The 25,852-nt window shown below is 68.9% G+C and carries 24 protein-coding genes; 8 read left to right on the forward strand and 16 right to left on the reverse strand.

Going from position 1 to position 25,852, the window contains the following annotated elements; translation table 11 throughout:
• Positions 1-13: 13 nt before the first annotated feature.
• A complete protein-coding gene (locus ACI3KS_RS09440; RefSeq protein ID WP_404917557.1) occupies positions 14-991 on the forward strand; it encodes an aldo/keto reductase in 978 nt (325 codons plus the stop codon).
• Here the strand turns inward: ACI3KS_RS09440 and ACI3KS_RS09445 are convergent.
• From ACI3KS_RS09445 to ACI3KS_RS09470, 6 genes are read right to left on the reverse strand one after another with little or no spacing between them, the layout of a single operon-like run.
• A complete protein-coding gene (locus ACI3KS_RS09445; protein ID WP_404917559.1) occupies positions 955-2,469 on the reverse strand; it encodes an ROK family protein in 1,515 nt (504 codons plus the stop codon). The two genes, ACI3KS_RS09440 and ACI3KS_RS09445, sit on opposite strands and share 37 nt — an antisense overlap.
• Positions 2,466-3,479, reverse strand: coding sequence for a sugar phosphate isomerase/epimerase family protein (locus ACI3KS_RS09450; RefSeq protein ID WP_404917561.1), 1,014 nt, complete (start codon positions 3,477-3,479; stop codon positions 2,466-2,468). The genes ACI3KS_RS09445 and ACI3KS_RS09450 overlap by 4 nt, the downstream gene beginning before the upstream one ends.
• Positions 3,476-4,627 carry a Gfo/Idh/MocA family protein gene (locus ACI3KS_RS09455; RefSeq protein WP_404917563.1) on the reverse strand — a complete coding sequence of 384 codons (1,152 nt, stop codon included), beginning with the start codon at positions 4,625-4,627 and terminating at the stop codon, positions 3,476-3,478. Before ACI3KS_RS09455 ends, ACI3KS_RS09450 begins: the two co-directional genes overlap by 4 nt.
• Complete coding sequence (locus ACI3KS_RS09460; RefSeq protein ID WP_404917565.1) at positions 4,624-5,550, reverse strand: TolB family protein; 927 nt, start codon at positions 5,548-5,550, stop codon at positions 4,624-4,626. Before ACI3KS_RS09460 ends, ACI3KS_RS09455 begins: the two co-directional genes overlap by 4 nt.
• Positions 5,547-6,014, reverse strand: a complete 468-nt coding sequence (locus ACI3KS_RS09465) for a heme-binding protein (protein WP_404917567.1) — start codon at positions 6,012-6,014, stop codon at positions 5,547-5,549. The genes ACI3KS_RS09460 and ACI3KS_RS09465 overlap by 4 nt, the downstream gene beginning before the upstream one ends.
• Positions 6,015-6,039: 25 nt before the next feature.
• Positions 6,040-7,074, reverse strand: coding sequence for a Gfo/Idh/MocA family protein (locus ACI3KS_RS09470; protein WP_404917569.1), 1,035 nt, complete (start codon positions 7,072-7,074; stop codon positions 6,040-6,042).
• Between the two features lie 142 nt (positions 7,075-7,216).
• On the opposite strand from ACI3KS_RS09470, the gene ACI3KS_RS09475 reads away from it, so the two are divergent.
• Entirely contained in the window at positions 7,217-8,482 is a 1,266-nt protein-coding gene (locus ACI3KS_RS09475) for an MFS transporter (protein WP_404917571.1), read from the forward strand.
• 55 nt (positions 8,483-8,537) lie between these two features.
• Here ACI3KS_RS09475 and ACI3KS_RS09480 read toward each other — a convergent pair whose 3' ends face one another.
• Together ACI3KS_RS09480 and ACI3KS_RS09485 are read right to left on the reverse strand one after the other, a co-directional pair.
• The gene (locus ACI3KS_RS09480) at positions 8,538-9,569 is read right to left on the reverse strand and encodes a LacI family DNA-binding transcriptional regulator (RefSeq protein ID WP_404917573.1); all 1,032 of its coding nucleotides are present in this window, start codon (positions 9,567-9,569) and stop codon (positions 8,538-8,540) included.
• A 311-nt stretch (positions 9,570-9,880) separates the two neighbouring features.
• The gene (locus ACI3KS_RS09485) at positions 9,881-10,453 is read right to left on the reverse strand and encodes a TetR/AcrR family transcriptional regulator (protein WP_404917575.1); all 573 of its coding nucleotides are present in this window, start codon (positions 10,451-10,453) and stop codon (positions 9,881-9,883) included.
• A 90-nt stretch (positions 10,454-10,543) separates the two neighbouring features.
• On the opposite strand from ACI3KS_RS09485, the gene ACI3KS_RS09490 reads away from it, so the two are divergent.
• Positions 10,544-12,721 carry a glycoside hydrolase family 3 C-terminal domain-containing protein gene (locus tag ACI3KS_RS09490; RefSeq protein ID WP_404917577.1) on the forward strand — a complete coding sequence of 726 codons (2,178 nt, stop codon included), beginning with the start codon at positions 10,544-10,546 and terminating at the stop codon, positions 12,719-12,721.
• Positions 12,722-12,845: 124 nt separating this feature from the next.
• Positions 12,846-14,147 (forward strand): MFS transporter, encoded by a 1,302-nt coding sequence (locus tag ACI3KS_RS09495; RefSeq protein ID WP_404917579.1) that lies wholly within the window; start codon positions 12,846-12,848, stop codon positions 14,145-14,147.
• Between the two features lie 131 nt (positions 14,148-14,278).
• On the opposite strand, the gene ACI3KS_RS09500 is transcribed toward ACI3KS_RS09495, so the two are convergent.
• The 5 genes from ACI3KS_RS09500 to ACI3KS_RS09520 form a co-directional block, all read right to left on the reverse strand.
• Positions 14,279-15,661: a DUF3100 domain-containing protein gene (locus ACI3KS_RS09500; protein WP_404917581.1), complete on the reverse strand. Its 1,383-nt coding sequence runs from the start codon at positions 15,659-15,661 to the stop codon at positions 14,279-14,281.
• 20 nt (positions 15,662-15,681) lie between these two features.
• Positions 15,682-16,824, reverse strand: a complete 1,143-nt coding sequence (locus ACI3KS_RS09505) for an amidohydrolase (RefSeq protein ID WP_404917663.1) — start codon at positions 16,822-16,824, stop codon at positions 15,682-15,684.
• 94 nt (positions 16,825-16,918) lie between these two features.
• Positions 16,919-17,947 carry an Lrp/AsnC family transcriptional regulator gene (locus ACI3KS_RS09510; protein ID WP_404917583.1) on the reverse strand — a complete coding sequence of 343 codons (1,029 nt, stop codon included), beginning with the start codon at positions 17,945-17,947 and terminating at the stop codon, positions 16,919-16,921.
• A 261-nt stretch (positions 17,948-18,208) separates the two neighbouring features.
• On the reverse strand, positions 18,209-19,300 hold the full coding sequence (locus ACI3KS_RS09515) for a zinc-binding dehydrogenase (RefSeq protein ID WP_404917585.1): 1,092 nt from the start codon (positions 19,298-19,300) through the stop codon (positions 18,209-18,211).
• 24 nt (positions 19,301-19,324) lie between these two features.
• On the reverse strand, positions 19,325-19,945 hold the full coding sequence (locus ACI3KS_RS09520; RefSeq protein WP_404917587.1) for a TetR/AcrR family transcriptional regulator: 621 nt from the start codon (positions 19,943-19,945) through the stop codon (positions 19,325-19,327).
• Between the two features lie 74 nt (positions 19,946-20,019).
• Between ACI3KS_RS09520 and ACI3KS_RS09525 the strand changes: the two genes are divergently transcribed.
• Entirely contained in the window at positions 20,020-20,847 is an 828-nt protein-coding gene (locus ACI3KS_RS09525) for a hypothetical protein (protein ID WP_404917589.1), read from the forward strand.
• 179 nt (positions 20,848-21,026) lie between these two features.
• On the opposite strand, the gene ACI3KS_RS09530 is transcribed toward ACI3KS_RS09525, so the two are convergent.
• A complete protein-coding gene (locus ACI3KS_RS09530; protein ID WP_404917591.1) occupies positions 21,027-22,031 on the reverse strand; it encodes a cation transporter in 1,005 nt (334 codons plus the stop codon).
• Positions 22,028-22,516 carry a hypothetical protein gene (locus ACI3KS_RS09535; RefSeq protein ID WP_404917593.1) on the reverse strand — a complete coding sequence of 163 codons (489 nt, stop codon included), beginning with the start codon at positions 22,514-22,516 and terminating at the stop codon, positions 22,028-22,030. Before ACI3KS_RS09535 ends, ACI3KS_RS09530 begins: the two co-directional genes overlap by 4 nt.
• A gap of 207 nt (positions 22,517-22,723) precedes the next feature.
• Here ACI3KS_RS09535 and ACI3KS_RS09540 point away from each other — a divergent pair, with 207 nt between their 5' ends.
• The gene (locus tag ACI3KS_RS09540) at positions 22,724-23,224 is read left to right on the forward strand and encodes a hypothetical protein (protein ID WP_404917595.1); all 501 of its coding nucleotides are present in this window, start codon (positions 22,724-22,726) and stop codon (positions 23,222-23,224) included.
• Positions 23,225-23,293: 69 nt separating this feature from the next.
• On the opposite strand, the gene ACI3KS_RS09545 is transcribed toward ACI3KS_RS09540, so the two are convergent.
• Entirely contained in the window at positions 23,294-23,689 is a 396-nt protein-coding gene (locus tag ACI3KS_RS09545; RefSeq protein ID WP_404917597.1) for a VOC family protein, read from the reverse strand.
• Between the two features lie 170 nt (positions 23,690-23,859).
• On the opposite strand from ACI3KS_RS09545, the gene ACI3KS_RS09550 reads away from it, so the two are divergent.
• Complete coding sequence (locus ACI3KS_RS09550; protein WP_404917599.1) at positions 23,860-24,684, forward strand: sugar phosphate isomerase/epimerase family protein; 825 nt, start codon at positions 23,860-23,862, stop codon at positions 24,682-24,684.
• Positions 24,681-25,802 (forward strand): Gfo/Idh/MocA family protein, encoded by a 1,122-nt coding sequence (locus ACI3KS_RS09555; protein ID WP_404917601.1) that lies wholly within the window; start codon positions 24,681-24,683, stop codon positions 25,800-25,802. The genes ACI3KS_RS09550 and ACI3KS_RS09555 overlap by 4 nt, the downstream gene beginning before the upstream one ends.
• Positions 25,803-25,852: the final 50 nt, after the last annotated feature.

The following is a 25,852-nucleotide window of genomic DNA, read 5'->3' on the forward strand; positions in this document are numbered from 1 at the left end:
CAGGAGAACTCTCATGAAGAACGCACGACTCGGGACCCTCGAGGTCTCTCGCATCGGCCTCGGCGCCATGACCATGGCGGGCACGTACACCGCCGAAGGCGGTCTGGATGAGGCCGAATCCATCCGCACGATCCACCGCGCTCTCGACCTCGGGGTCACGCACATCGACACGGCCGAGATCTACGGGCCCTTCCTCAGTGAGGAGATCGTCGGTCGTGCGCTCACGGGGCGTCGCGACGGCGTCGTCATCGCGACGAAGTTCGGACTGTATTCCCACGACCTCGATCAGCGCAGCCCGGACAGCAGCGCGGCGAACATCCGCACTGCCGTCGAAGGGTCGCTGAGGAGACTCGGCACCGACCACATCGACCTCTACTACCAGCACCGGGTCGACCGGAACACGCCCATCGAGGAGACCGCGGGCGCTGTCGCGGATCTGATCGCCGAGGGCAAGGTCCTGCACTTCGGCCTGTCCGAGGCATCGCCGGAGACCATTCGGCGAGCCCACGCGGTGCAGACCGTGAGCGCGCTGCAGACCGAGTACTCGCTGTGGACCCGCGATGTGGAAGCCGAGATCCTTCCCCTTCTGCGCGAGCTCGGAATCGGGCTCGTGCCGTACTCGCCGCTCGGCCATGGCTTGCTCACCGGGCGGATCCGCACCGTCGCCGACTTCCCTGACGACGACTGGCGCAAAACCAACCCCCGGTTCACCGGCGAGAACTTCAGCCGGAATCTCGCCATCGTGGAAGAGGTCCGTGCGATCGGCGCGGAAGCCGGGGCGACACCGGCGCAGACGGCGCTCGCGTGGCTGCTGACCCGAGGAGACGACATCGCTCCCATCCCGGGAACGCGTCGCGTCGACCGGGTCGAGGAGAACACGGCCGCCGATCGGATCGAGCTCACCACGAGCCAGGTCGCGCGCCTCGACGACCTGACGCCGGCGGCCGGCGCTCGTCACGACGACGGGAACATGGCCTCCATCGACCGGTGAGAGTCCTGGGCGACGCATGCTGAGTCGCGCCTTCGCTGCATGCCGACGAGCGTCGCGAACGTCTCCGGGCGCACGCGCACGCCGCAGATCCCCGTATCTGCTGCAACGACCAGACGGCGCACGGTCTCGGCTCCGCACCCCGCTTCGCGGGCGATCCTGCGGATCGACCATCCCTCGAGCCGCAGGTCCCGGATCATCGGCAGGATCGCATCCGCGATCACCGGTTCCACCCGCGGGGCCACTCCGCTGCGTCGGGCCGCGGCCAGGCGCGACCGGCGGCGAGCCTCGAGGCAGGTGAGACCGTCGGCACCCCGCGGGCACCGGGCCTCGTCGGTGCATCCGCTGAGCGCGCCGCGCGTGGTGCCGTGCTCCACCGCCTTGCCATGGCCGTCCATCCGACGGGCCCGGTACTCGGCGAGGTAGTCGCGACGGGCCTGCGCGCAGGTCTTCCGTCCCGACCCCCAGTGCGGGCATCCGCTGTCCTGCCGGCAGCCGCGGCGATACCCCCAGGCGGTGCCGTGCACGCGATCGAGCGCCCCCGGCGGCGAGAACGACAGAGAACGGGGGAGCGGGTGATCCCGGGGGAGACGAGCGGCCTGGAAGTCGGATCGACGCCGGGTCATCGCCTCGACGCAGGTGAGCAGCTCTCCGTCGCGGTTCGGGCAGCCGCCGATCGAGACGCAGCCCTCGGCGTACCCGGCCGCGCTCCCGTGCGCGGAACCCGTCATCGTCGGCGCGACGAGCCAGCGGCCACCGCCGCGCCGACGATGCCCCCGTCGTTGCCGAAGGCCGCGCGGACGATCGGGGCGTCGACGTCGAGCCGCGCACGGATCTCGTCGAAGTAGATGCTGCCGCCCCCCGCCGATCACGAACAGCGACGGCGAGAACAGGCGCTGGAGGTGACGGAGGTAGCGGTCGACCCGCTCCGCCCAGACCTCGACCGCGCGGTTCTCGCGACGGATGGCCGAGAACCCGACGGACCTGTCGACGAGCTCGCCGTCCATCGTGAGGTGGCCGAGCTCGGTGTTCGGGGTGAGCACGCCGTCGGTGAACAGCGCGGATCCGATGCCCGTTCCCAGCGTGATCGCGATCACGACACCCGCGCGCTGCTGCTCGTCGAGCGCGGCGATCTCGGCCAGGCCCGCAGCATCCGCATCGTTGAGCACCTGCACCGCACGCTGCAGTTCGTCCTGGAACAGCGCCACCGCATCGGTGCCGATCCACGCCGTCGAGACGTTGGCCGCCGACCGCGCCACTCCTCCGACCACGATCGTGGGCAGGCAGATCCCCACAGGCGCATCGGCATCGTCCGAGATCTCCGACAGGATGCCGCGCACGGCAGCCGCGATCGCGAGCGGCTCGCCGCCGAGGGGCGTGGGCGTCTCGCGGCGGCGCAGCACGGTCGACGTCCCGGCGTCGACCGCACCGGCCTTGATCCCGGTTCCGCCGACGTCGACCCCGAGCAGGCTGCCGGTCATTGGTTGCTGAACGCCGCGTCGAACGACGCCTCGGGCAGCTTCCAGAGCAGCGACCGGATGTAGGTCACGGCTTCGGCGGCACCGTGCAGCCGGTCCATGCCCGCGTCCTCCCACTCGATCGAGATCGGACCCTCGTAGCCGATCGCCGAGAGCGCGCGGAACGCGTCCTCCCAGGGGATGTCCCCGTGCCCGGTCGAGACGAAGTCCCAGCCGCGTCGCGGGTCACCCCAGGGGAGGTGGGAGCCGAGGATCCCCTGCCTGCCGGAGGCAGTGCGGATGCGGGTGTCCTTGCAGTCGACGTGGTAGATCCGGTCGGCGAAGTCCGAGATGAATCCGACTGTGTCGACGCCCTGCCAGGCCATGTGCGAGGGATCCCAGTTGAAGCCGAACGCCGCTCGACGGTCGATGGCCTCGAGGGTGCGCACCGAGGTCCAGTGGTCGTAGGCGATCTCCGAGGGGTGCACCTCGTGGGCGAACCGCACGCCCTCGGCGTCGAAGACGTCGAGGATCGGGTTCCACCGGTCGGCGAAGTCCTGGTAGCCCGCGTCGATCACCGCGGCGGGAACCGGTGGGAACATCGCGACGTAGGGCCAGATCTTCGATCCGGTGAACCCGACGACGGTGTCCGCCCCCAGCTTGCGAGCCACGCGCGCCGCACGCTTCATGTCCTCCGCCGCGCGCTGACGCACGCCCTCGGCATCGCCGTCGCCCCACACGTAGTCGCGCAGGATCGCCTGATGACGGAAGTCGATCGGGTCGTCGCAGACCGCCTGGCCGGCGAGATGGTTCGAGATCGCCCACACCTTCAGCCCGTAGCGGTCGAGGATCTCGAGCCGTGACCTCAGGTACGCCTCGTCCTCGTCCGCACGGCGGAGATCGAGATGGTCGCCGGATGCGGCGATCTCCAGGCCGTCGTAGCCCCACTCGGATGCTCGGCGGGCGAGCTCCTCGAAAGGCATGTCGGCCCACTGGCCGGTGAACAGGGTGACGGGGGCGCGTCCGGCGCTCATGCTGCCTCCTCGGCGTGCAGGGTCTCGTCGACGATCTCGGTCCACGCCCCCGAGTTCGACGACCGCAGGAATGCGTCGATGATCTCGACCGATCGCAGTCCGTCCACGACGGTGGGGAGTCCTTCGGGGTTCTCGCCGCGGACAGCGGCGTAGGTGTCCGCCACGAACGACGAGAACGCGTCGGGCCAGCCCTGCGCGTGACCCGCCGGCGTGCGGTTGAGACGGCCCTGGTCTGCGGCGACCGAGCCCTCACCGCGTCGGAGGACCGTCGCGCCCTCCTCCGAGCCGAACCAGACGGCATCCGGCTGCTCCTGGTCGAAGACCGCGGACTGTGCGGAGCCGTCGATCTCGATCCAGAGGCGGTTCTTCCGGCCGCCGGAGACGTGCGAGATCACGGTGTTGGCCAGGACGCCGCTCGCCGCGCGGAACGTCGCGAGACCGATGTCCTCGGTCGTGACCGGCACCCGGTCGCCGCCGCCGTCGCCGCTGAACGACGGTCCGGACGGCACCGGTCGCGTGGGGTGCGCGATGGATGCCGCGGCGGTGACCTCGACGAAGCGCTCGCCGGAGACGAACTCCGCGAGGTCTGCCCAGTGCGAGCCGATGTCCGCGAACGCCCGCGACTCGCCACCCGAGCGCGGATCGACGCGCCACGTCGACGCATCGGCCGAGAGCAGCCAGTCCTGCAGGTATGAGCCGTGCACGAGCAGCACCCGCCCGAGCTCTCCGCCCAGACGCCGAGCACGGATCTCGCGGATCAGCGGGTGATAGCGGTAGACGTAGGGCACGGTGGCGACGGTGCCCGCTCTCTCGACCGCCTCGACGAGCAGACGTGCGTCCTGCACCGTGGTCGCGATCGGCTTCTCGACGACGATGTGCAGCCCTGCGGCGGTGAGCGTGAGGGCGTAGTCGAGGTGGGTATCGTTCGGCGTGCAGATGTGCACGACGTCCGGGCGGTCGGCGATCAGGGCATCGAGGTCGTTCCAGGAGGTCGAGAGTCCCCACGCGTCGGCGGCCTCGCGCGAGCGCCCGGGGCGCGAGCCGAGCACGCCGACCACCTGTGCGCCGGCATCCCTCGCCGCGCGGACGTGCGCGTTCGCGATCATGCCGGTGCCGATGATCCCGACCCGCAGCGGTGCGGCGCTCATGACTCGTCGGCCGTGCGGTCGTCGTCGCCGAGGAACGGGTAGTCCACGAAGGCGAATGCCGAGCCGTCGGGTGCCCAGCTGGGGACGTTGATCGTGCCCTGACCGCCGTCGAGCTCGTGCAGGGTATGGGGCGCCGACCAGTCCTCGCCGACCAGGCGCAGCTCCACGGCGAGGTCGGCAGGGTGCCCGGTCGTCCCCGGAGGGAAGCTGAGGTACACCGTCAGGTCACCGGTGGGTGCGGGGTGCGGGAACCAGTTCACGCGCTCGTCGAAGGTCAGCTGCTCGATCCCCGAGCCGTCGGGACGGATGCGCGCGATCTGCGCGTGACCTGCGGTCTCGGAGAACTGCTCGGTGTTGAAGTAGATCCACTCGCCGTCCGGCGACCACTCGCTGCCGTCGGCGGGACCGCGATGAGTCGTCACCGCCACGTCGTCGGTGCCGTCGATCGCGATCGTGTGGATCGAGGCGTGAGCCCACCAGTCGTCACCCTCGGGGACGAGCCTGACGTAGGCGAGGCGCTCGCCGTCGGGGCTGACACCGTGCAGGAAGTGCAGTGCGCCGTCGTCGGGGGTCACCCGTACGGGTGCGCCGCCCGCGAGCGGCAGCGTCCAGATGTGCCAGTCGTTCGCCGAGGCGTACACGGTGCCGCCGTCGGGGGAAAGCACATGATCGTTGTTGACGTCGGGCAGGCCCGGGGCGTCGATGCGCGTCGGAGCCTGCGACCCGTCGGCGGGCAGCGTCCACAGCAGGCCGTCGCCGTTGATGAGCAGCCGGCCGTCGTGCGTCCAGTTCGGGGCCTCGAACAACACGTCCGACGAGGTGAACACCGTGCGGGTCGCTCCGCCGTCGCGCTCCCAGACGCGGATCCGTGCCACCTGGCCCGGGGCCAGCACGCGCGGGGGGAACTCGCTCGCGTCGATCATCGCGCCGCCTCCTCGAGGTGCGCGCGGATGCCGGCCACGATGAGGTCGTGATCCTCCGACGAGGCCAGGCCCGACACCGAGACGGCTGCGACGACGCCTACACCGCGCACGCGGATCGGGAACGACCCACCGGTGACCGCGTAGTCCTCGCCGAGCCATCCACCGGTGAACGGATCGATGCCCATCTCTCTCCATTCGGCTTCGACGCGGGCGCCGCTCTTCTCCATGCGCAGGGCGACCGCGGCCTTCCTGGCGAGCCAGACGTCCTGGTCGGCGGTGATGCCGGGCAGTGCTGCCCGGAAGAGGGTGAAGCCAGGGCGTCGGATGTCGATCCCGACCGCGTGGCCGGCCGCACGGGCGGCTTGGGTGATGCGGGTGCCGAGGAGCCAGGCCTGCTCGAGGTCGAAGGAGTCGAAAACGAGCTCCTCCTCCTGCTGGGCGAGTGTGTCGATGAGGGTGCTCATGAGGGGTTCCGTTCGTGTCGAGGGGTCAGCGCTGCGCGACCTGTGCGCGCGCCTGGTCGATGGTCGTGAGGATCGAGATCGTCTCGTCGTGGGTGTGCACGGGGGACTCGAGGCGTCCCTCGCCGACGAAGCGGGCGAGGGCGTTCGCCTCCCACGACAGGCCGGCGAAGCCGCGCACATCGGTGGGATCGCTCCAGGTGAGCGGCGTCGAGAAGAAGTCGGCGCCCATCAGGGTGAACGTCGTCGGGTTGTAGAACGGGCCGTCGAGCGAGATCGTCGCGTCGGTCCCGGCGATGACTCCGGCCATGGGCGTGCGGGCGATGATCGACGAGTGCAGCGTCGACTGCGCCCCTCCAGCGTGCGTGAGCACCACGGTCGACGCGGCATCCACACCGGTGGCGGTCATCTCGCCGGCGGCGAAGACGGTGGTGGGGGCGCCCAGCACCATCGACGAGAACTGCACGGGGTAGATGCCGAGGTCGAGAAGCGCGCCGCCGCCGAGCTCGGGGCGGAACAGGCGGTGCTCGGGCCCGGCGGCGATCGCCTGACCGTGGTCGGCGAGCACCTGGCGGACATCGCCGAGCACTCCGTCATGGAGCAGCTGCTGGATGACCGAGGTCTGCGGAAGGTAGCGGCTCCACATCGCCTCCATCGCGAGCACGTTCGCGCGGCGGGCGGCGTCCGTGAGCTGGTGAGCCTCGGCGGCGCTGACCGTGAAGGGCTTCTCGATCAGCACATGCTTGCCCGCGGCGATCGCGGCCAAGCCGATCTCGAGGTGCGAGGTGGGGGTCGTTGCGACGTAGACGACGTCGACCTCGGGATCGTTCACGAGTGCGTCGACCGAGCCGTGCACTCGTGCGATGCCGTGCGCGGCGGCGAACGCGGCGCCGGTCTCGGGGGAGCGCGACGACACGGCCACGAGCTTCTGGTCGGTGTGTGCCTGCAGTGCCTTCGCGAACTCGCCGGCGATCCAGCCCGGACCGACGATGCCCCATCGCAGCGACGGTTCGCCCGCGCCGGAGCTGTAGAGAGTCGGAGTGGGCAGGTGTGCGGGAAGCATGGGCGTCTCTCGATTCGACATCGGTGTGGACAAGATCATTAGCACGAGCTAATGTAGCGGACAGCCCTTAGGTTGGCACGTGCTAATTCGGTCGTCACCGATGACAAATGAGGGATTGACAAGCGACTCAAGGAGGCGTCGGATGGCAACGGAACTGCCAGCTCATCCGTACACGACGGACACCCCGATCAAGCGGGTGAGCAACCTGTACTTCCTCGGATTAGGCCTCGCCCAGTTCGGGATCTTCATCGCGATTCTCTCGCCGGTGTTCATCAGCATGCAGCTGAAGGCCCAGGAGATCAATCCGACCGACCCGGCATCCGTCGTGGGCAGCGTGCTGCCGATCGGTGCACTCGGAGCCCTGATCGGAAACCCCGTCTTCGGCGCACTCAGCGACGCGACGCGCACCCGATGGGGGCGCCGTAAGCCCTGGCTGCTTGCCGGAATCCTCGGTCTGCTCGGCGGTCTTTTCTGGGTGTCGGTCTCGTCGAGCGTCCTCGAGCTGACCTTCGCGTGGCTCATCTGCCAGCTCGCGTCGAACGCCGCATCGGCCACCCTGATCGCGAGCTTCGCCGACAACGTGCCCGAGAACCAGCGCGGTCGTGGATCGAGCATCTTCGCCCTCGCGCAGAACGTCTCGATCCTCGCCGGCATCTACGGCGCCGTGCTGCTGGCCGACAACCTGCCGGTGCTCTTCCTGCTCCCGGGCATCATCGGTGTGGTGCTCGTCGCCATCTACGTTTTCATCACGCCGGACAAGCTCCCCGAGGTCGAGCCTCGGAAGTTCTCTTTCGTGCGGATCATCTCCACGTTCTGGACCAACCCGATCAAGCACCCCGACTTCGCTCTCGCCTGGTGGTCGAGGTTCCTCATCATCTTCGCGTCGATGCTGTTCACGACCTACCGCTACCTGTACATGACCGATCACCTGGGACTCGACAGCGATGTCGCCCTGACGGCGGTCGCCAACGGTGTGCTCTTCTACACGATCGCCCTCATGATCGCGACGGTGGTCTCCGGCTGGCTCTCCGATCGCTTGGGCCGTCGCAAGGCGTTCGTCGCCGGATCGACTCTCCTGTTCGGCGTCGGGCTCGTGATGCTGGCTTTCGCCGACGGAGTCGGAGCCTTCTACATCGCCGAGGTCGTCCTGGGGCTCGCCTACGGCGTCTACACCGCCGTGGACACAGCGCTCGTGGTCGACGTGCTTCCGGATCCCGAGAAGCCCGGCAAGGACCTCGGGGTGATCAACATCGCCAACTCGCTGCCGCAGTCCCTCGCACCCGCACTCGGTCTTGTGCTGCTCGGCATCGGCGGTGCGACGGGTAACTACGTCGCCCTGCTCTGGGGAGCCGGCGCCATCGCGCTGATCGGTGCGATCGTCGTCCTGCCGATCCGCGGAGTCCGCTGATCACAGAAGCCAGGCCGTCGTCCGGGAGCCCTGACCTCCCGGACGGCGGTCTTTCTCATGCTGAAGGTGCGGGCCCCGTCGTCGCTCTGACGACGAGCGTCGCAGAGGTGGCGATGACGGATGCCGGGCGGTCGAAGTCCTCGAGGCGGGCGAGGATCGCTGCGAGCGTGGCATCCACCGTCTCATCGACGTCCTGGTGCACGGTCGTGAGCTGGTTGTAGGAGAGGCCCGCGATGTAGCTGTCGTCGAACCCGACGATGGAGACGTCCTCGGGGACGGACACGCCTGCCCTCACCAGGACGGCGAGCAGACCCACCGCCGTGAGGTCGCCGCCGCAGACGAGCGCTGTCGGGCGTCGATCGCGCCGCAGGTACTCGTGCGCGGCGGCCGCGCCGTCCTCCTCGAAGAACCCGGTCGCGATGACATCGATCCGATCGGCGAGGCCGGCGGCGTGCATAGCCCGTTCGTAGGACTTCGCCCGGTCGCGACCGAGCTTTCCGCCCTCGCCGCCGACGTAGGCGATGTCGCGGTGCCCCAGAGAGGTGAGGTGCTCGACGACCAGCCGCAGGCCCTCGTCCTCGTCGACATGGACGTTGTCGCTCGATCGGCTGTCGTCCCACTCGCCGAGGAGCACGGTGGGGATGCGCCGGGTGGCCTCTTGGAACGCCGGGGATGCCGGGTCGAGGTTGAACGCGACGAGGGCCTCGACCCGCTCCTCGATGAGCTGGGCGACGACGGACTCAGTGGGGCGGTCCGCCGAGGTCGGGCCGAGGGCGATGCCGTACCCCAGTTCGGTCGCCTTGGTGAACAGCTGTTGGACGACGCGCACCTGGAACGGGCTTCCCATCCAGAAGATCGCACCGATCAGACCCGTGCGGTTCTTGCGAAGCAATCGTGCAGAGGCATTGGGGCGGTAGCCGAGCTCGCGGGCTGCCGCGAGGATGCGATCCTTCGACTCCTGTGACGGCCCGGGCTTGTCTCGCATCACCATCGAGACCAGAGGGCGCGAGACGCCGGCGAGCCGGGCGACGTCGGCCATGGTCGGGTGCGGTGTGGGTGCTCCTGAGGTCTCATTGGGCTGCACCACAGCAGGATTCTTTCACGTGGACGACGTGAGCGTCGATGGATCGCCGGGAGTCCCGAGTTCGCGCAAGCCGGGGGCGTCCTGAAGGCGGCGCTCAGCACGCGATCTCGGCTTCCATGTCGCCGTGGTGTCGGATGCGATCGCCGATCTGCAGGCATCGTCGCTCGAGCATGCGATGCGCACGGTCTTTCCGGTCATCGGGCGTGTCCTGACGTCGACCGAGGTCGTCGCAGAACTCGGCTGATCAGCGAGGTGCCGCGACCCCGCTGCGGTGCGGCAATCGTTCTGCCTGAGTCTGCCGCCGTGGCGTCCGCTCAGGTCAGAAGATCCTCGGCTCTGGCCCACAGCTCCTCGAGGTCGAGTGTCGGGTCGCGCAGCCACTGGAGCTGCAAACCGTCCATCCGGCCGAGCAGCTCGACTGCGAGCATCTCGGGATCCTCTGCCCACTCACGAGTCGACGAGGCGATCAGCTCTCGAGCGTAGACGAACCGCTCGGCGAAGTAGTCGTGCGCCGGGTGCCCAGGGTCCAGGGCCTCGGCGCCGAGGATCGTGTACAGCCTGACGATCTCACGCTGTCCTGCGTTGCGGCGTACGAGTGCGGCGAGGAGTGCGCGCGTGGTCTCCCGATCGTGCGGAGGTGCGGGGAATGACTGGGTGACTGCGGCCTCGTCGACCTCGTCGCGATGGCGGAGCACGGCGACGAGGACGTCTTCTCTCGAGGGGAAGTGATGCTCCACGCCCGCGCGGGAGAGTCCGGCCTCCTTCGCGAGTTCGGACATCGTGAACGTGTTGAACCCTGCGGCGGCGATCAGCCGCGTGGCGACCTCGATGATCTGCGCGCGTCGGACATCGGGCGTAAGCCGTGTCCGAGGGCGCGAGGGAGGCATATCCTCAGCTTCCCACACGGGGCTTGCGGGATATGTTGCGCGTCCCTACAATTCTCTTACCGGCACTGGTGCAGGTAAGGATGGAGAGAGATGTCGACGACGACCGAAACCGGCGAGCAGTTCGAATGTGGCGTGCGCGCGATCCGCGGGGGCGCTGACCTTCAGGCGGAGACCGAGAAGCTCCTGAACGAGCTGACTCGTGACGAGAAGCTGGCTCTGCTCGATGGAGACGACGAGTTCTGGCCGGGCTTGGCAGAGATGATGAAGGGATACAACACGGTCCCGATCGTGATGGGCCGTATCGATCGTCTGGGAATCCCCGGCCTTCGGTTCAGCGACGGCCCGCGAGGGGCCGTCGTGGGCAGGTCCACGGCGTTCCCTGTGTCGATGGCTCGCGGCGCGACGTGGGACGTCGAGCTGGAGGAGCGCATCGGTGAGGCGATCGGCGCGGAGCTGCGCGCGCAGGGGGCCAACTTCTTCGGCGGAGTCTGCATCAACCTTCCTCGCCACCCCGCCTGGGGGCGTTCGCAGGAGACCTACGGTGAGGACAGTCTCGCCCTGGGGGAGTTCGGTGCCGCGCTGACCCGAGGGGTCCGACGACACGCGATGGCCGTGGCGAAGCACTACGCGCTCAACTCCATGGAGAACGCGCGCTTCACGGTGGACGTCACCGCCGACGATGCCACCCTGCATGAGGTCTACCTGCCGCACTTCCGCCGCGCCGTCGAGGAGGGGGTCGACGGCATCATGACCGCGTACAACAGCGTGAACGGTGAGTGGGCCGGAGAGAACGAGACGCTGATGGAGGGCATCCTTCGTGGCGAATGGGGATTCACCGGCGTCACGGTCTCGGACTTCATCTTCGGGCTACGCGATCCCGCCCGCTCGTTGCACGCCGGCCTCGATGTCGAAGAGCCGTTCCGCCAGCAGCGCGCGCAGCATCTTCCGGCCGATCTGGAAGAGGGGCGGGCATCCTGGGACGATGTGGACCGAGCCGCTCGACGCATCCTCTCGACGCAGCTCGCCTTCGCCTCCCGCGACCTCGCTCCGGAGCCCGGACCCGACGTCGTGTTCTCCCTCGAACATCGTCAGCTTGCTCGCGACGCAGCCGCCTCGGCCGCGGTGCTCGTGCAGAACGAGCCCATCGACGGCGTGCCCGTCCTTCCTCTCAACGCCGGAGAGCTCTCGCGACTCGCGGTGATCGGCCGGCTGGCGGACATCGCGAACACCGGGGACGGTGGCTCCTCCAGCGTCCGCTCGCCCGAGGTGGTGACGCCCCTCCAGGGACTCGTCGCCGCGCTTCCTGACGTCGACGTCGTCTTCCGCGGTGAGGACGATGCCCGGCTGGCTGCGGACGCGGCCCTGGGCGCGGATGCCGCGATCGTCGTCGTCGGGTACACCGCCGAGGACGAGGGGGAGTTCCTGGGAGATCTGACCAGCGACCCGACCCTTCAGGGGCTCTTCCCACCTCCTCCCGAGGGCATCGACCCCTCCGTGCTCTTCGCGGCAGCAGACGGTGATGAGGCGATCACGATGGGCACCGCGATGGGCGGCGACCGCACTTCGCTGCGGGTGCGCCCGGTCGATGCGGAGATCATCCGCGCTGTCGCGGCAGCGAATCCCCGCACTGTCGTGGTGATCGTCACCGCAGGTGCCGTGATCACGGAGGAGTGGCGTCACAGCGTTCCCGCGATCCTGGTCGGCTGGTACGACGGCAGCGAGGGCGGGCACGCGCTCGCCGACGTCCTGCTCGGAGAACATGATGCGACGGGGCGACTTCCGTACTCGATCCCGACGGACGAGAGCCACCTGCCGTACTTCGACATCGACGCGACCACCATCACCTATGACCGCTGGCATGGCCAGCGACTGCTCGACCGCGATGGTCGGGATGCCGCATTCCCTCTGGGATTCGGGTTGTCGTACACGACCTTCGGCATCTCCGAGGTCAGCGTGGAGAACGTCGAGGGTGAGCATTTCGACGCCCACGTGACGGTGTCGAACACGGGAGAGCGGCCCGGGCGTCACGTCGTCCAGATCTACGGCGTACTCGAGGCGGAGGACTTCCCGCGGCGTGTCCTGCTCGGATTCGCGCCGGTCGAGCTCGCGCCCGGTGAGACGACGCGAGTCGCCGTTCGGGCGTCGTTGCGACCGACGAACCGATGGAGCGACGGCGGATTCGTTCCCGCCACCGATCGTGCCGTGATCGAAGCATCCGCGTACTCCGGCGATCCCGCCGCAGCCCGTACGACGCTCGATCTCGTCTGATCGCTTCACACCGGGGCGGGCGACCACTCGCTCGTCCCGGTGCGGTCGCGCACCTCAGCGCCGCCGCGAACCTGCATCCCAGGCTCTTGCCCGACCATATCCACCTGTCTCCGGAAGGACGACGATGTCCCCCTCTCCTCTCGACTCCACCTCTCCCGATCGACACGCCCCCGACACCGTCAGCATCACGACGGATCCTCATGACGGGCGCACCACATTCCGCCCCGTACGTCTCGGCATCGCCCTGTTCCTCGGTGGCGTGCTGTGGATCGGACCCTTCTTCGCGAACAACGCCGTACTCCTGCCCGCCCGCTTGGAACAGATCGCGCCGGACGACAAGGTCGGCCTGATCGCGCTCCTGGCGATCACGGGGTCGATCGTCGCCATGCTCGCCAACATCTTCTTCGGCGCCCTCAGCGATCTGACCCGCGGCCGACTGGGACGCCGTGCCCCCTGGCTGATCGTGGGATCCTTCGGTGCGAGTGCGTCGCTCTTCCTGCTGCAGGCGGCCTCGTCACCCGGGGCGATCCTCGCCGCCTGGATGGCGTTCCAGCTGTTCCTCAATGCGATCGCCGCACCGCTGCTCGCCATGCTCGCCGATCGGGTACCGCCCGCCCGGCGGGGCACGTACTCCGCGATCTACGGCGTGGGTGTCATGTTCGGCATCTTCGGCTCCCAGATCGTGGCATCCGGATTCGTCACCGATCCGGTATCGGGGATGACGGTCTTCGCCGTCGCCGTTCTGATCGCCGGTCCGCTGGTGGCGCTGATCGCTCCCGAGAAGTCCAATCTCCATGTCCCGCGGGAGCGGTTCAGCGGCTCGATGATCGCCCGCAACTTCTCCTTCCCGCGCCGAGGTGCCCGTGACTACTACCTCGCGCTGTCGGGGAAGCTGCTGTTCATCCTCGGCACCTACTCGCTGACCGGCTATCAGCTCTACATCCTCACCGACTACATGGGAGTCGATCTCGCGGGTGCCGGAGCGATCATCGGCCAGATGGCCGGTATCCAGCTCGTCACCGCGCTGGTGTTCGGGGCGATCTCCGGCCCGATCTCCGACAGGCTGCGTCGCCGGAAGGTGATCGTCATCGGCTCGGCGTTCCTGGTCGCTGCGGCGTCGCTGATCCCGTTCGCGGTCGCACAGCCCTGGGCGATGCTGGCCTACGCGCTCATCGCGGGGATCGGAACGGGCATCTACAACTCCGTCGACCAGGCGCTGAACACCGAGGTGCTCCCGAACCCGGAGAACGCGGCGAAGGATCTCGGAATCCTCAACATGGCCAACACCGGCGGCCAGATCCTGGGCCCCGGCCTGACCTCCGCGATAGTCGGACTCTCCGGCTCCTACGGACCCGTCTTCATCGTGGCGACGGCGGTCGTCGCGGGGTCGGCGCTCCTGATCGCGCCTATCCGTTCCGTACGATGACCCGTGACGGCGCCGTCTTCTGTCGGGACGGCGCCGTCACGCGAGCACGCGTCGGACCGATCCAGAGCGGGAACAGTTCGGAGCGGAGGAGTGGATCCCGAATCGGACCCACGCCTCCGCTCAGACAGGGCTCAGTGCCCCCACAGCCCCAGTGCGAACTCCGCGACAACGGCCGAGAGGAGGAACGACGCGGCGATCGCAACGGTTCCGACCGGGATGATCTTCCACCCGATGCTCTTCAGCATCGGGAGGTCCTTGCCGAGGCTGAGTCCCGCGATGGTGAGCATCACGGTGATGATCGAGAGGAAGTCCACGCTCGCGGTGACGGCGGTGAACCATCCTGCGACCGGTGAGATCGGCGATGACAGCAGCGCGCCGACGGTCATCACGACGATGATCGCCGGCACCTTGCCCCGGGTGATCCTCGCGACCCCCAGCGACAGGGCGACGAGTCCGCACAGGACGGCGTAGGTGAGGATCATGTCGAGGGAGAACGTCTTCGCGGCGATCATCGCCACCACGATGCCGGCGGCGCTGATGATCGCGAGCGACACCCAGAGCCGGATGCCGACGGTCGGCTTCGCGAGGATCGACGCGGCGGCAGCCTGCACGGCCTCGGTATCGGGGGAGTTCTTCGGGCGACGCCCAGGCAGCTGCGCATCCTTGTTCCTGGTGAGCATCCGGTAGAACCGCTCGGCCAGGGGCAGCGAGACCCACACGCCGATGTAGAGACCGAGCAGCCCGGTGATGAGGTTGGACGCGGCCGCAACGGCGAGCACCTGATCCTGCATCTCCGGGTGCTCGGCGACGACGACCGACACCGCGGCCGCCATCATCGACCCCGAGCCGACGCCGGCGCCCATCGCGAGGGCGAGCGGATCGAACCACCCGAGCGAGACCGCGAGCGAAGCGAGCAGGCTCACGATGATCGCGCCGAAGACGGTGCCGAACACGTACATCGACAGCACGCCGCGATAGTGCGGGGAATCCGAGCCGTAGCGCTCGCTCACCATCGCGAACGATGCCTCCCGATCGATCGAGAAGGTGGCACCGATGGTCGCCGGTCCCATGCGCAGCATCACCGCGAGCGGAAGCGCGAGCAGGATCGTGCCGAAGAGGTGACCGACCTCCTGCAGCAGCAGCGCAGGCCCCGCCTGGAGCAGGATCGGGATGTTCGGGCCGATCGTGAAGGACATCCGGGCACCGAGGAACAGCACGGCGACGCCCATGATCGCGGTGGCGGCCTGCTGCAGGTCGAGGGGCAGCGGTCGGACACGCTGACCGGAGAGCAGGGTGCCGATCAGCAGCCCCCAGATCATGGGGAGCAGAGTGATCGAGGCGACGCCGAGCGGGATGACGGCGGGGCCGATCGCCTGCGCGCCTGCCGCGATGGCGACGATGAGAGCGATGAGCACCCACAGTCGTCGATCGCGCAGGCCGAGCATATAGGCGGCGCCTGCCTTCTCGGCGAGCGAGGGGGAGTCGGGAGTGGTTGTCTCCGGGGTGGAGGTCATGTCGGGTTCTCCTGGCGGGATCAGGCTTCGAGCGTCGTCCGGGTCGCCCCGGCGGGGCGCTCGGCGGTGCGGCGGAGGAGGTCGGAGCGGAGCTCGGGGGAGCCGGCGATATCGAGCACGGTCCAGGCGAGGATCGTCGCCCCGTCGATGATGGCGTCGTCCGCAGCCGGGGAGGCGGCGGATGCGGTGAAGTCGGGGTTGTGCGCCGGACCCGTCTCGCCGAGGAACGCGATGGTCGGGTGGATCGCCGGGAGAACCTGCGACACGTTGCCCATGTCGGTGGATCCGCCGCCGAGCGACGCCGGTGCGATCTCACGTCCGGTGGCGATCAGGTTGCGGTCCCAGACCTCGGCCAGCAGCAGGTCGGGGGCGAGCGGGGAGTACGGATGCTCGGTCGCGCGCCACGACCAGGAGCAGCCCGTCGCGATCGCTGCGCCTTCGAAGCAGGCGAGCACCTTCTTCTTCATGTCGCGCCACTCGTCGAGCTCGTAGGCGCGCACCTCGACCTGCACCACGGTGCGACCCGGGATGATGTTGGTCGCCTCCCCGCCCACCGAGATGAACGTGTTGAGGTTGGTGTCCTTGGGCAGGTGCTGACGGAGCAGCGCGATCGCGGTCTGGGCGAGAGTGGCCGCGGATGCCGCGTTCACCCCCTGCTCGGGCATCCCGGCGGCATGGGCCGTGCGCCCCAGGAACTCGACCTCGAAGCGGTCGACGGCGGTCGAGCGGAAACCAGATGCCGAGATGTCGGTGCCGGTCATGCCGTGCACCATGAGCGAGAAGTCGACGTCCTCCCAGGCGCCGGCCGTGAGCATCGGGATCTTGCCCCCGCCGTGCTCCTCCGCGGGGGTGCCGAGAAGCTTGATGCGCAACCCGGCCTCGTCGGCGAACGGACGCAGAGCCAGCGCCGCGCCGACGCCGATCGCCGCGATGACGTTGTGTCCGCACCCGTGGCCGATCTCGGGCAGCGCGTCGTACTCGGCGCAGATCGCGACCGTGAGGTCGCCGGTGCCGTAGACGGCTTCGATCGCGGTCGGCACGCCGTATGCTCCCAGCTCGACGTCGAAGTCGGCCTCGACCATCGTCGCGGCGACCAGTTCGGCGGCGTCTTCCTCCCAGGACAGTTCGGGGTTCGCGTGGATGGTGTGGCTGAGAGCGACCAGCTGGTCGCGGAGGTCGGTGACGGCCGCTGCGGCGCGTGCCTTCTGCGCGGTGGCGTCGGCTCAGTTCGCCGGGCGGTTCAGTTCGCTTCGCGGTTCAGTTCGCCGGGCCGAGCGAGCGGGTGTCGGGACCGATCAGCTGGTTCATGGGCTTGCGGATGCGCAGCACCACCGACCGGTCGGCGATCCTCGCTCCGGGGAGCGCGGCTTCGAGGGCGATCTCGAAGCGGTTCACGTCGGGAAGGCTTCGCAGCCAGACGGCGAGGATGAGGTTGAACCTGCTCGACGACGCCACCGCCAGTCTGACCTCGGGAACCTTGGCGATCGCGGTGCGTGCGGCGTCGATGGTCCGTGCGGGAGCTTCGACGAAGTACCAGGCGTAGACGGGCCACCCGGAGTAGGCGCGGGCGACGTCGGTGCGCAGGAGCAGCTCTCCGGATGCTCGCAGCGTCGCGATGCCGTCGGAGATCCGCTGCGCGGCGATGTCGTAGCGGGTCGCGATCTCGCTGATCGGCGTGCGTGCGTCCCGCCACAGTTCGCGTTCGATCGCCGTTCGCACCTCCACGGGCACGGTGCGCGCGGCTCTCGGACGAGGGGGTCGGGGACGCGGGATCCGGGCGGTCTCCGCCGCGGTGAGATCGCGCAGACGCCAGGCGCCGCCGTCGGTGAGCACCTCGTTGACGACGTGCGTGCGAACGCTGCGCACGCCCTCGATCGCGCCGAGACCCTCGACGACGTACTCCGACACGGATGCCAGATCGGGGACGAACAGCGTCGTGAGCAGGTCGCGCCCGCCGGAGGTGTCGTCGAGCACGATCAACCGATCGTCGCGAGAGAGCGCTGCGGCGGTCGCTTGAAGATGCGATGGGGAGCATTCGATCTCGACGAGGGCGCCCTGGCCATGGCGACGATAGCCGGTCGCCCAGGCCGTGCCGGAAGCCCGCAGGCGCTCCCATCGCCGCCCGAGAGTGGCGGCGTCGACTCCCACCACGGGGGCGAGGTCGCTCCAGCTCGCGCGCGGGTCGATCTGCAGGGCGTGCAGCAGGCGGCGATCTACGGTGTCGAGCGGCGTCGTCTGCTGAGGGGTCGTCTGCAGCGGTGTCATCTGCGGAGGGCGCGTCTGCACAGCTGGACCCCTTTCCGCGGATCTGCTTCAGCGTACCGAGCGTCTCGCCTGTCGGCATCCGCTCGTGGGCGCGCTCGCGGGCGAAGAACGAGACGAAGGGAACGCGCGAGCCTGGCGTAGCCGTCTTCGGCGCGGGCTCGGGCGTCCTTCGTCTCGTCGCTGCGCTCCTCGCTCAGGAACCGGTGCCGAGCAGAGTCCTTCGTCTCCCGGCTCCTGAGCGAGTGCAGCGCGACGAGGTCGTCGATCACCCGCGCGTAGTGGTCACGCGAGATCGGTGATGACGACGCGCGCGATGTCGGGGTTCTTCAGCGAGGCGTACCCCTCGTCGACCTCGGCGAGGGAGATCTCCTTCGACACGAGCGCATCGAGCTCGAATCGACCCTCCAGGTAGAGCCGGGCGTACAGCGGAATGTCGCGCTTCGCCGTGGTGCTGCCCATGTACACGCCCTCGACGTGGCGCTTGGTCGAGAGCAACTCGACGGGCGAGATCGAGAGCGTGGCCGTCGGGTCGAGCACGCCGATGAGGTAGAGGCCGCCTCCGGGAGCCACCATCTGCAGAGCCTGCTGGGTGACGGGACCGAGGCCGACGAAGTCGAATACGGCGTCGGCGCCGACGCCGGTGATCGCCTGCACGGCCGCCACCGGATCCTCCTTCGTGGAGTTGATCACGTGCGTGGCCCCGAACGAACGAGCACGGTCGAGCTTCTCGTCGGCGATGTCGATCGCGATGATGATCGCGGCTCCCGCAGTCACCGCGCCGTTCAGGGCGTTGAGACCGACGCCTCCTGTGCCGATGATGACGACCGCATCGGATGCCTGGACGTTCGCGCTGTTCAGCACGGCGCCTGCTCCGGTCACGACGCCGCAGCCGAGCAGCGCGGCCTGCGGCCACGGGATCTCGTTCGGTACGACGGCGAGCTGGTGCTCGTGGACGAGGACCTGTTGTGCGAAGCCGCCGAGGCCCATGCCCTGCGCCACGGGAACGCCGTTCTCCGAGAGGCGCGGCGGCTGCCCGGCGCCGCGCTCGGTGTATGAGGGGTTCACGCAGAGCGTCTGCTTGCCTTCGATGCAGCGACGACAGGTTCCGCAGTACTGCACGAGGCATCCGACGACGTGGTCGCCGATCGAGACCTGGGTGACGTCCGGGCCGACGGCCGTGACGACACCGGCGACCTCGTGACCGAGGACCATGGGCGGCTCGTAGCCGAGGGGATGGGTGGCCGCGAGCTCGTCGGAGTGGCAGAGGCCGGAGGCGCGCACGTCGACCAGGACCTCCCTGCCGACCGGGGCGGCGATGTCGATGTCGGCGAGCTCGAAGCCCTTTCCGAACTCACGGACGATGGATGCCTTCATGGCGTTCCCTTTCTCTTCTGCCGTCTACTCCGACGGCTGGTTCGTCGGCTCATGCATCCACGCGGGCATGAGCAGGTAGAGGTGGTCGGCGAGCGTCGACGGACTCGCGTCGATCCGTCCCGTCACCCAGTCGGCGAGGACGCCGGTGGCCGCACCGGCGATGTAGCCTGCGGTGATGTCCGCCCGGATCCCCTCGGGCGGCTGGACCGTCTCGATGTGCGCGGCGAGCGGCACCACCATGGCGTCGCGCATGCGTTCCAGAAGCGTGCCTCCCGGCAGCAGGAAGGCAGCGCGATAGAGCGAGCGGTCTGCGTGGACGTGTGCTGCGAGGCCTTCCTGGGCCTCGCGCATGGCGCGATGGGGGTCCTCCGCACGTGCCGCGGCCGCGGTCGCCGCGATCTCCTCGAAGACCGGCTCGATCATGCGGAGAGCGAGCTCTCCGACGTCGGCGAAGTGAGTGTAGAACGCCGAGCGACTGACACCGGCCTCGCGCACGAGCGCGCTGACCGAGACCTCGTCGTCGCGCGCGCACAGCGATTGAGCGGCCGCGAAGAGTCGTTCTCTCGTCCTGCCGGCGCGCGGGTCCGACGACTTCCGGAGTCCTCGGCGTACGTCTTCCGATCCTCCGGAGGCCTGATCGCTCATGATCTCGATGCTAGACATATTCTGGACATGTGTCCATAAGAATGGGCCCCGGCATCCTGTGGCAGGTTGGATGGATGACCACTCCCGCCTCCGCAGGCCGCCGCATCGACCGTGCCATGATCGTCGGCTTCGGCGCTCTGGGGCATCGCGTCGCGGCCGACCTCGTCGCCGAGGGCGCCGAGGTGCTCGCCGTCCGGCGCACCGCCGGCGGATTCCCGGCCGGCGTCACCGGCATCGTCGCCGACGTGGCGGGCCCTCTCGACCTCGAGCTCCCCGCCGTCGACACCTTGATCGTCACGCTGCCTCCCGGCCCGACAGCCGACGCGTATCGCAGGGCCCTCGGCCACGTCGCGGACGCGCTGCCGGCCGCCCCGGACCGAACGGTGTTCGTCTCCTCGACCGGAGTCTTCGACGGAGAGACGGATGCCGTCGTCACCGAAGCCGTCGACCCCGCGCCCGTCACCCCGCGAGGCCTGGGGCTCCGTGACGGAGAGCTCGCCGCGATCGAGATGTTCTCGGCCGTCATCCTGCGTCCGGCCGGAATCTACGGCCCGGGCCGCGACTTCCTCATCCGGCAGGTCCGCGCCCAGAACGCCGTCGACCACGGACGCCGCACCAACCGCATCCACGAGGCCGATCTCGTCCGCACGATCCTCGCGCTGGCGCGGACGGATGCTCCACCCGCGGTGCTGCACGCGGTCGACGGCCACCCTGCGCTGATGCGCGACGTCGTCGCCTTCATCGCGCGCGAGCTGGACACACCGGTCCCGCCGGACAGCGGCTCCGGTGAGCCGCACGGAAAGGTGATCGACGGCGGCCTGCTCGCGCGGTTCCTCGGTCCTCTGCGGCATCCGTCGTTCGACTCCGGCTACGCGGAGATGCTCGCGGCAGCGACCGACTGAGCGCGCACCCGCGCCCCTCACCGGTCCGGCGATCCGCCCCGAGACCGACGATCCGCCCCGAGACCGACGATCAGCCCCGAGACCGACGATCCGCCCCGAGACCGACGATCCGGCGCGAGACCGACGATCCGCCGCGAGACACACGCTCTCGCGGTCGGTCCCCCGCAGAATCGTCGGTCTCAGCGAGAAGACTCCTCCTCGCGCGCCTCTGCCGCATCGTCCGCCTCATCCGGCAGGTTCTCCGCGGGGATCACCACGACGTCCTGCACCTTCCAGTCGAGCGCGGTGATCTCCTCGGCGAGGGCTGTCAGATCGGATGTGCGCACACGCGTCCTCCGCGGCTGCACGAACACCTCGAGATGGAAGACCTGGCCCATGTCGCGCAGCCGCACGGCGGCATCCGCGATCCACCCGTGCCCGCGGGCGAGGCGCACGACCTCGGCGGCCAGCGGATGCACGCTCTTGTCGTCATAGGTGCGCGCCTGCTGATCCATGAGGTCGATCACGGCGCTCTTCGTGTTGCGGAAGCCGTCGTGGATGATGCCCACCGAGATGAAGAGCGCGGCGGCGCCGTCGAGCCACCACACGCCCAGCCCGATGCCGAGCACACCGACGACCGACGCCACGTTGGTGTGCCAGTCGGCCTTCGCCATGTCGGCATCCGCGAACAGCAGCTTGTTGTGCAGCACCGGTGCCAGCTTGGCCTTCGCCGGGCCGTAGACGAACACCGGGCCGACCACGATCACCGCCATCACGAGGATCATGAACCAGCCGAGCCAGACCGTGTGGCCGAGCACCCTCACGGTCCCGATCGTCGGATGCTCCGCCGCCAGGAGCCCCGTGACCGCCTCGATCGCGAGGTTCAGACCGACCACCAGCAGCGCGACCCCCGCGACGAGATGGCCGACGCCCATCGTCCGGTGCAGTCCGTACGGATGCCGTCGCGACGGGCGGCGCCGAACGAAGATCAGCGCGGTGAGGAACGCGAGCTGAGGGATGAGGGAGAGCATGTCCTCGATCCAGGCCGTGCGCATCGCCTGCGAGTTGCCGACCACGACCGCGACCAGAGCGATCGTCACCGAGGTGTAGCAGATCGTGAAGACCTCCCACCTGACCGCCTTCTTGAGAGCGCGGTGCTGCTCGGGCGGCAGGTCGACGCGTCCGAATCGGTAGCGGTCGCTCATCCGCCGACCTCCTCGTCGAGGAAGATCTCGAGCTCGGACAGGAAGGCGTTCTCGCCGAGCGGGACGAGCATCACGATCGAGCGCCCGTCCGCGCCGTCGATGCGGGTGTAGCCGCGGCTGATCCCGGCTCGGTCTATCCATGGCGTCGACTCCGAGAATCCGCCGACCGCGAGGTCGAGGTCGCCGCTCTCGAGCAGACCGACCAGGGTCTCCTCGCCGGCGATCGTCCAGTCGGTGTCGGCGTCGATCGACTCCGCGAAGTCGTCGACCAGATCGACCAGCGGGCCCTCCGGCACGCCGCCGACCTCCGACGCGAGACCGGGGTCCATGCTCACGCCGACCCGCAGGTCGCCGCCCCGCACGCGATCCAGCGTGCCCTCGGGGTCGGTCGGGATCGTCGCGCCGCAGCCCACGAGCGACAGCATGAGCGCCGCGCTCGCGGCGAGGGCGATGCGAGGTCGAAGGCGGGGCGATCTTCTTCTCACCCGATCATGGTCGGGCGAGAGCCGTTCGAGGGGAAGCGGCTTGACAAGGCCTCGTTCCGGGGAGTCGTCCGGGACGGGACATGTTCACGATCCCCTCACGATTCCTCGATGGGTACCGCTCCCCATCGAGGCGGTTCACAGGTGCGTGATAGAAATGCTGTCGTTTGCAGACACGCACCGTCTCGGTGCGACACGGAGGGAAATCACATGAACCGCAAGATCTTCGCACTCACGATCGTGGCTGCCGCCGCGCTCGGCCTGACCGCCTGCTCGGGCTCCTCGGACACTGCTGAGGAGAGCACCGCCCCGAGCTCCGCGTCGTCCTCGTCCTCGTCCTCCGAGGAGACCACGGAGGCTTCGTCCGACCAGTCGGTCATGGACGCCTGCACCACTTTCTCGTCGGCCCTCTCGGCTGCGGGCACGGAGCTCTCCTCGTTCGACGTCGCCGCTGCGTCCGCCGACCCGCAGGCGGCCGTCGACGCGTTCAACGCGACCGTCGAGAGCATCGGTACCGCCGCGAACGAGGTCGGGAACCCCGAGGTCAAGGAAGCCGCCATCGGCGTCTACGACGCGTATGTCTCGCTCGCAGACGTCTACAAGCGACTGCTGATCGACAACGACACCGCGGCCGCGAGCAACATCTCCGACGTGACCACCGAGGTCACCGACGCGGCCACCGCGTTCACCGAAGCCTGCTCCCTCGGCTGATCCGCCTGACTCGAATCGCCCCGCGACCAGCCCGGTCGCGGGGCGATTCTGCGTCTGAGGCGCTCTTGCTCAGCCTGCGGCGAGTACCGAGAGCACGTTGCCGGCCGGATCCGTGAACCAGGCGATGTCCGGCCCGCGGTCGGGCCCGCCGTGGGCGATGCCCTTCTCATCGGTGCCGAAGTCCGGGTCGGTGTAGATCTTCGTCACGACGCCGCGGGCGTTGAGGTCGTCGACCGCGGCCTCGACGTCGTCCACCGGGAAGTTGAGGATCGTGAACGACGCCGAGGTGTGGTTCGGCTTCGCATAGACGAGGACGCTGCCGCCCTGGGGCAGCCGGATGTCGAGGAACCCCATCGGATTGGTCGACACCTCGAATCCGAGGGTCTCGCCGTAGAAGGTGCGTGCGGCATCGATGTCGTCGACGCTGAAGCCGCTGAACGCGTGCGTGGTCTGGAATGCGGTCATGACCACAGGATGCTCCCACCGCAGGTCCCTGTCCAGGGGCTGTTTCCCGACCTGTTCTCAGGTGGCCGAGAAGGCACAGAATTTCATTACTTCCGCATGGAGGTTTCTGCTAGTCTGACGGCGGGCGCCGAGATCGGCACCCCTCATCGCACCGAAGAAGGAAGGTCATTGTGGCCCTGCCCGAAGCATCCGTCCAGCTCTACACGCTCGCCGCGGAGTTCTCCGCCGACATGGGGGGCTCGCTCGACAAGCTCGCCGAGATCGGCCTCCGCAACGTCGAGGCGTTCGACTTCGTCCGTCGCCCAGACGAGATCCGCGCCGCGCTCGACGCCTCGGGCCTCGCCTCGCCGACCGGTCACGCTCCGCTGCTCTCCGACGAGCTGTGGACCCCGGACGGATCGATCCCCACGCCTGCTCCCGAGGTCGTCTTCGAGGCCGCCGCGAAGGTCGGCCTGAAGACCGTCATCGACCCGTTCGTCGCTCCCGAGCGCTGGTTCACGCTCGAGGGCGTCACCGACATCGCCGACCGCCTCAACGCGCTCGTCGACACCGCCGCCGGTTTCGGCCTCGAGGTCGGGTACCACAACCACGCGCAGGAGTTCGTCGAGAGCTTCGACGGCCAGACCGCGTACGAGCGCTTCGTCGAGCTGACCGACGACCGCGTCGTGATCGAGCTCGACCTGTACTGGGCCCTCGTCGGCGGACAGGACGTCACGGGTCTCGTCTCGCGTCTCGGCGACCGCCTCGTCGCCGCGCACGTCAAGGACGGCATCGCTCCCGAGAAGAACCCGTTCGCTCCCGGTGCCGACGCCTTCGGCTCGGACAGCCTCGACCAGCGTCACGCCGGCGCGGGCGACGTGCCCCTCGCCGACGCGCTGCGCGCGGCATCCGGCCTGAAGTATGCGGTCATCGAGTACGACAACGCTCCCGGTGACGTCTTCGCCGACATCGCGGCCAGCTACGCCTTCCTCACAGAGGGGGGCTTCGTCCGATGACGGTGGGAATCGGCATCATCGGCGTCGGTGTCATCAGCGACACCTACCTGCAGAACCTCGCGTCGTTCCCCGACGTCGAAGTCCTCGTCGTCGGTGATCTGCTGCTCGACCGCGCGCAGTCGCAGGCCGAGAAGTACGGCATCCCCGCGTGGGGTTCCGGCGAGGACGTCCTCGCGCACCCGGGTGTCGACCTGGTGATCAACCTCACGATCCCCGCGGCTCACATCGAGGTCTCGCGCGCGGCCATCGCTGCGGGTAAGCACGTCTGGACCGAGAAGCCTCTGGGTCTCGACCGCGAAGCCGCCGCAGAGCTGCTGAAGGAGGCGGAGGCCGCGGGCCTGCGCATCGGCTCGGCTCCCGACACGCTGCTCGGCCCCGGCTTCCAGGCCGCGCGCCGTGCGATCGAGTCCGGTGTGATCGGCCGCCCGCTGTTCGCCCAGACCGCGTTCCAGACGCAGGGTCCCGACCTATGGCACCCGAGCCCCGCGTTCCTCTTCGCACAGGGCGCAGGCCCTCTGCTCGACATGGGGCCGTACTACTTCTCGGCTCTCGTGAGCGTGCTGGGCCCGGTCGACCGGGTCTCCGCCGTCGGCACGAAGGCGCGCGAGGAGCGCGAGATCCACACGGGTCCTGATGCCGGCACCACGTTCCCCGTCGAGGTCCCGTCGACGATTCAGATCGTGGCCGCGTTCGAAGGCGGTGCGCAGTCGCAGAGCCTGCTGAGCTTCGACTCGGCGCTCGAGCGTCACGGCATCGTCGAGATCCACGGCACCGAGGGAAGCATCGTCATCCCCGACCCGAACCAGTTCGCCGGCCGCATTGCCTACGTCAAGCCGCTGGGTGTCATCCGCGACGGCATGAAGTTCGAGCAGGAATGGATCGAGGTCGAGCACGCCGACCTCGAGGTCGGTCGTGGCATCGGTGCGCTCGACATGGTGCGCTCGATCGCCGAGGGGCGCCCGCACGTCGCCTCGGGTGAGCTCGGGTTCCACGTCCTCGACATCCTGCTGTCGGCGCAGGAGGCCGCCGAGACCGGAGTGACCGTGAAGGTCGAGAGCACCGTCGCGCCCGTGCCCCTGCTCCCGGAGGGCTTCGACCCCTTCGCGTCGACTCTCTGAGAACGGCTCTCCGCAGATCGCGGCCCGTCAGTCCTCCGACTGGCGGGCCG

This window comes from Microbacterium sp. ZW T5_45, assembly GCF_044987415.1.
GTDB lineage: Bacteria > Actinomycetota > Actinomycetes > Actinomycetales > Microbacteriaceae > Microbacterium.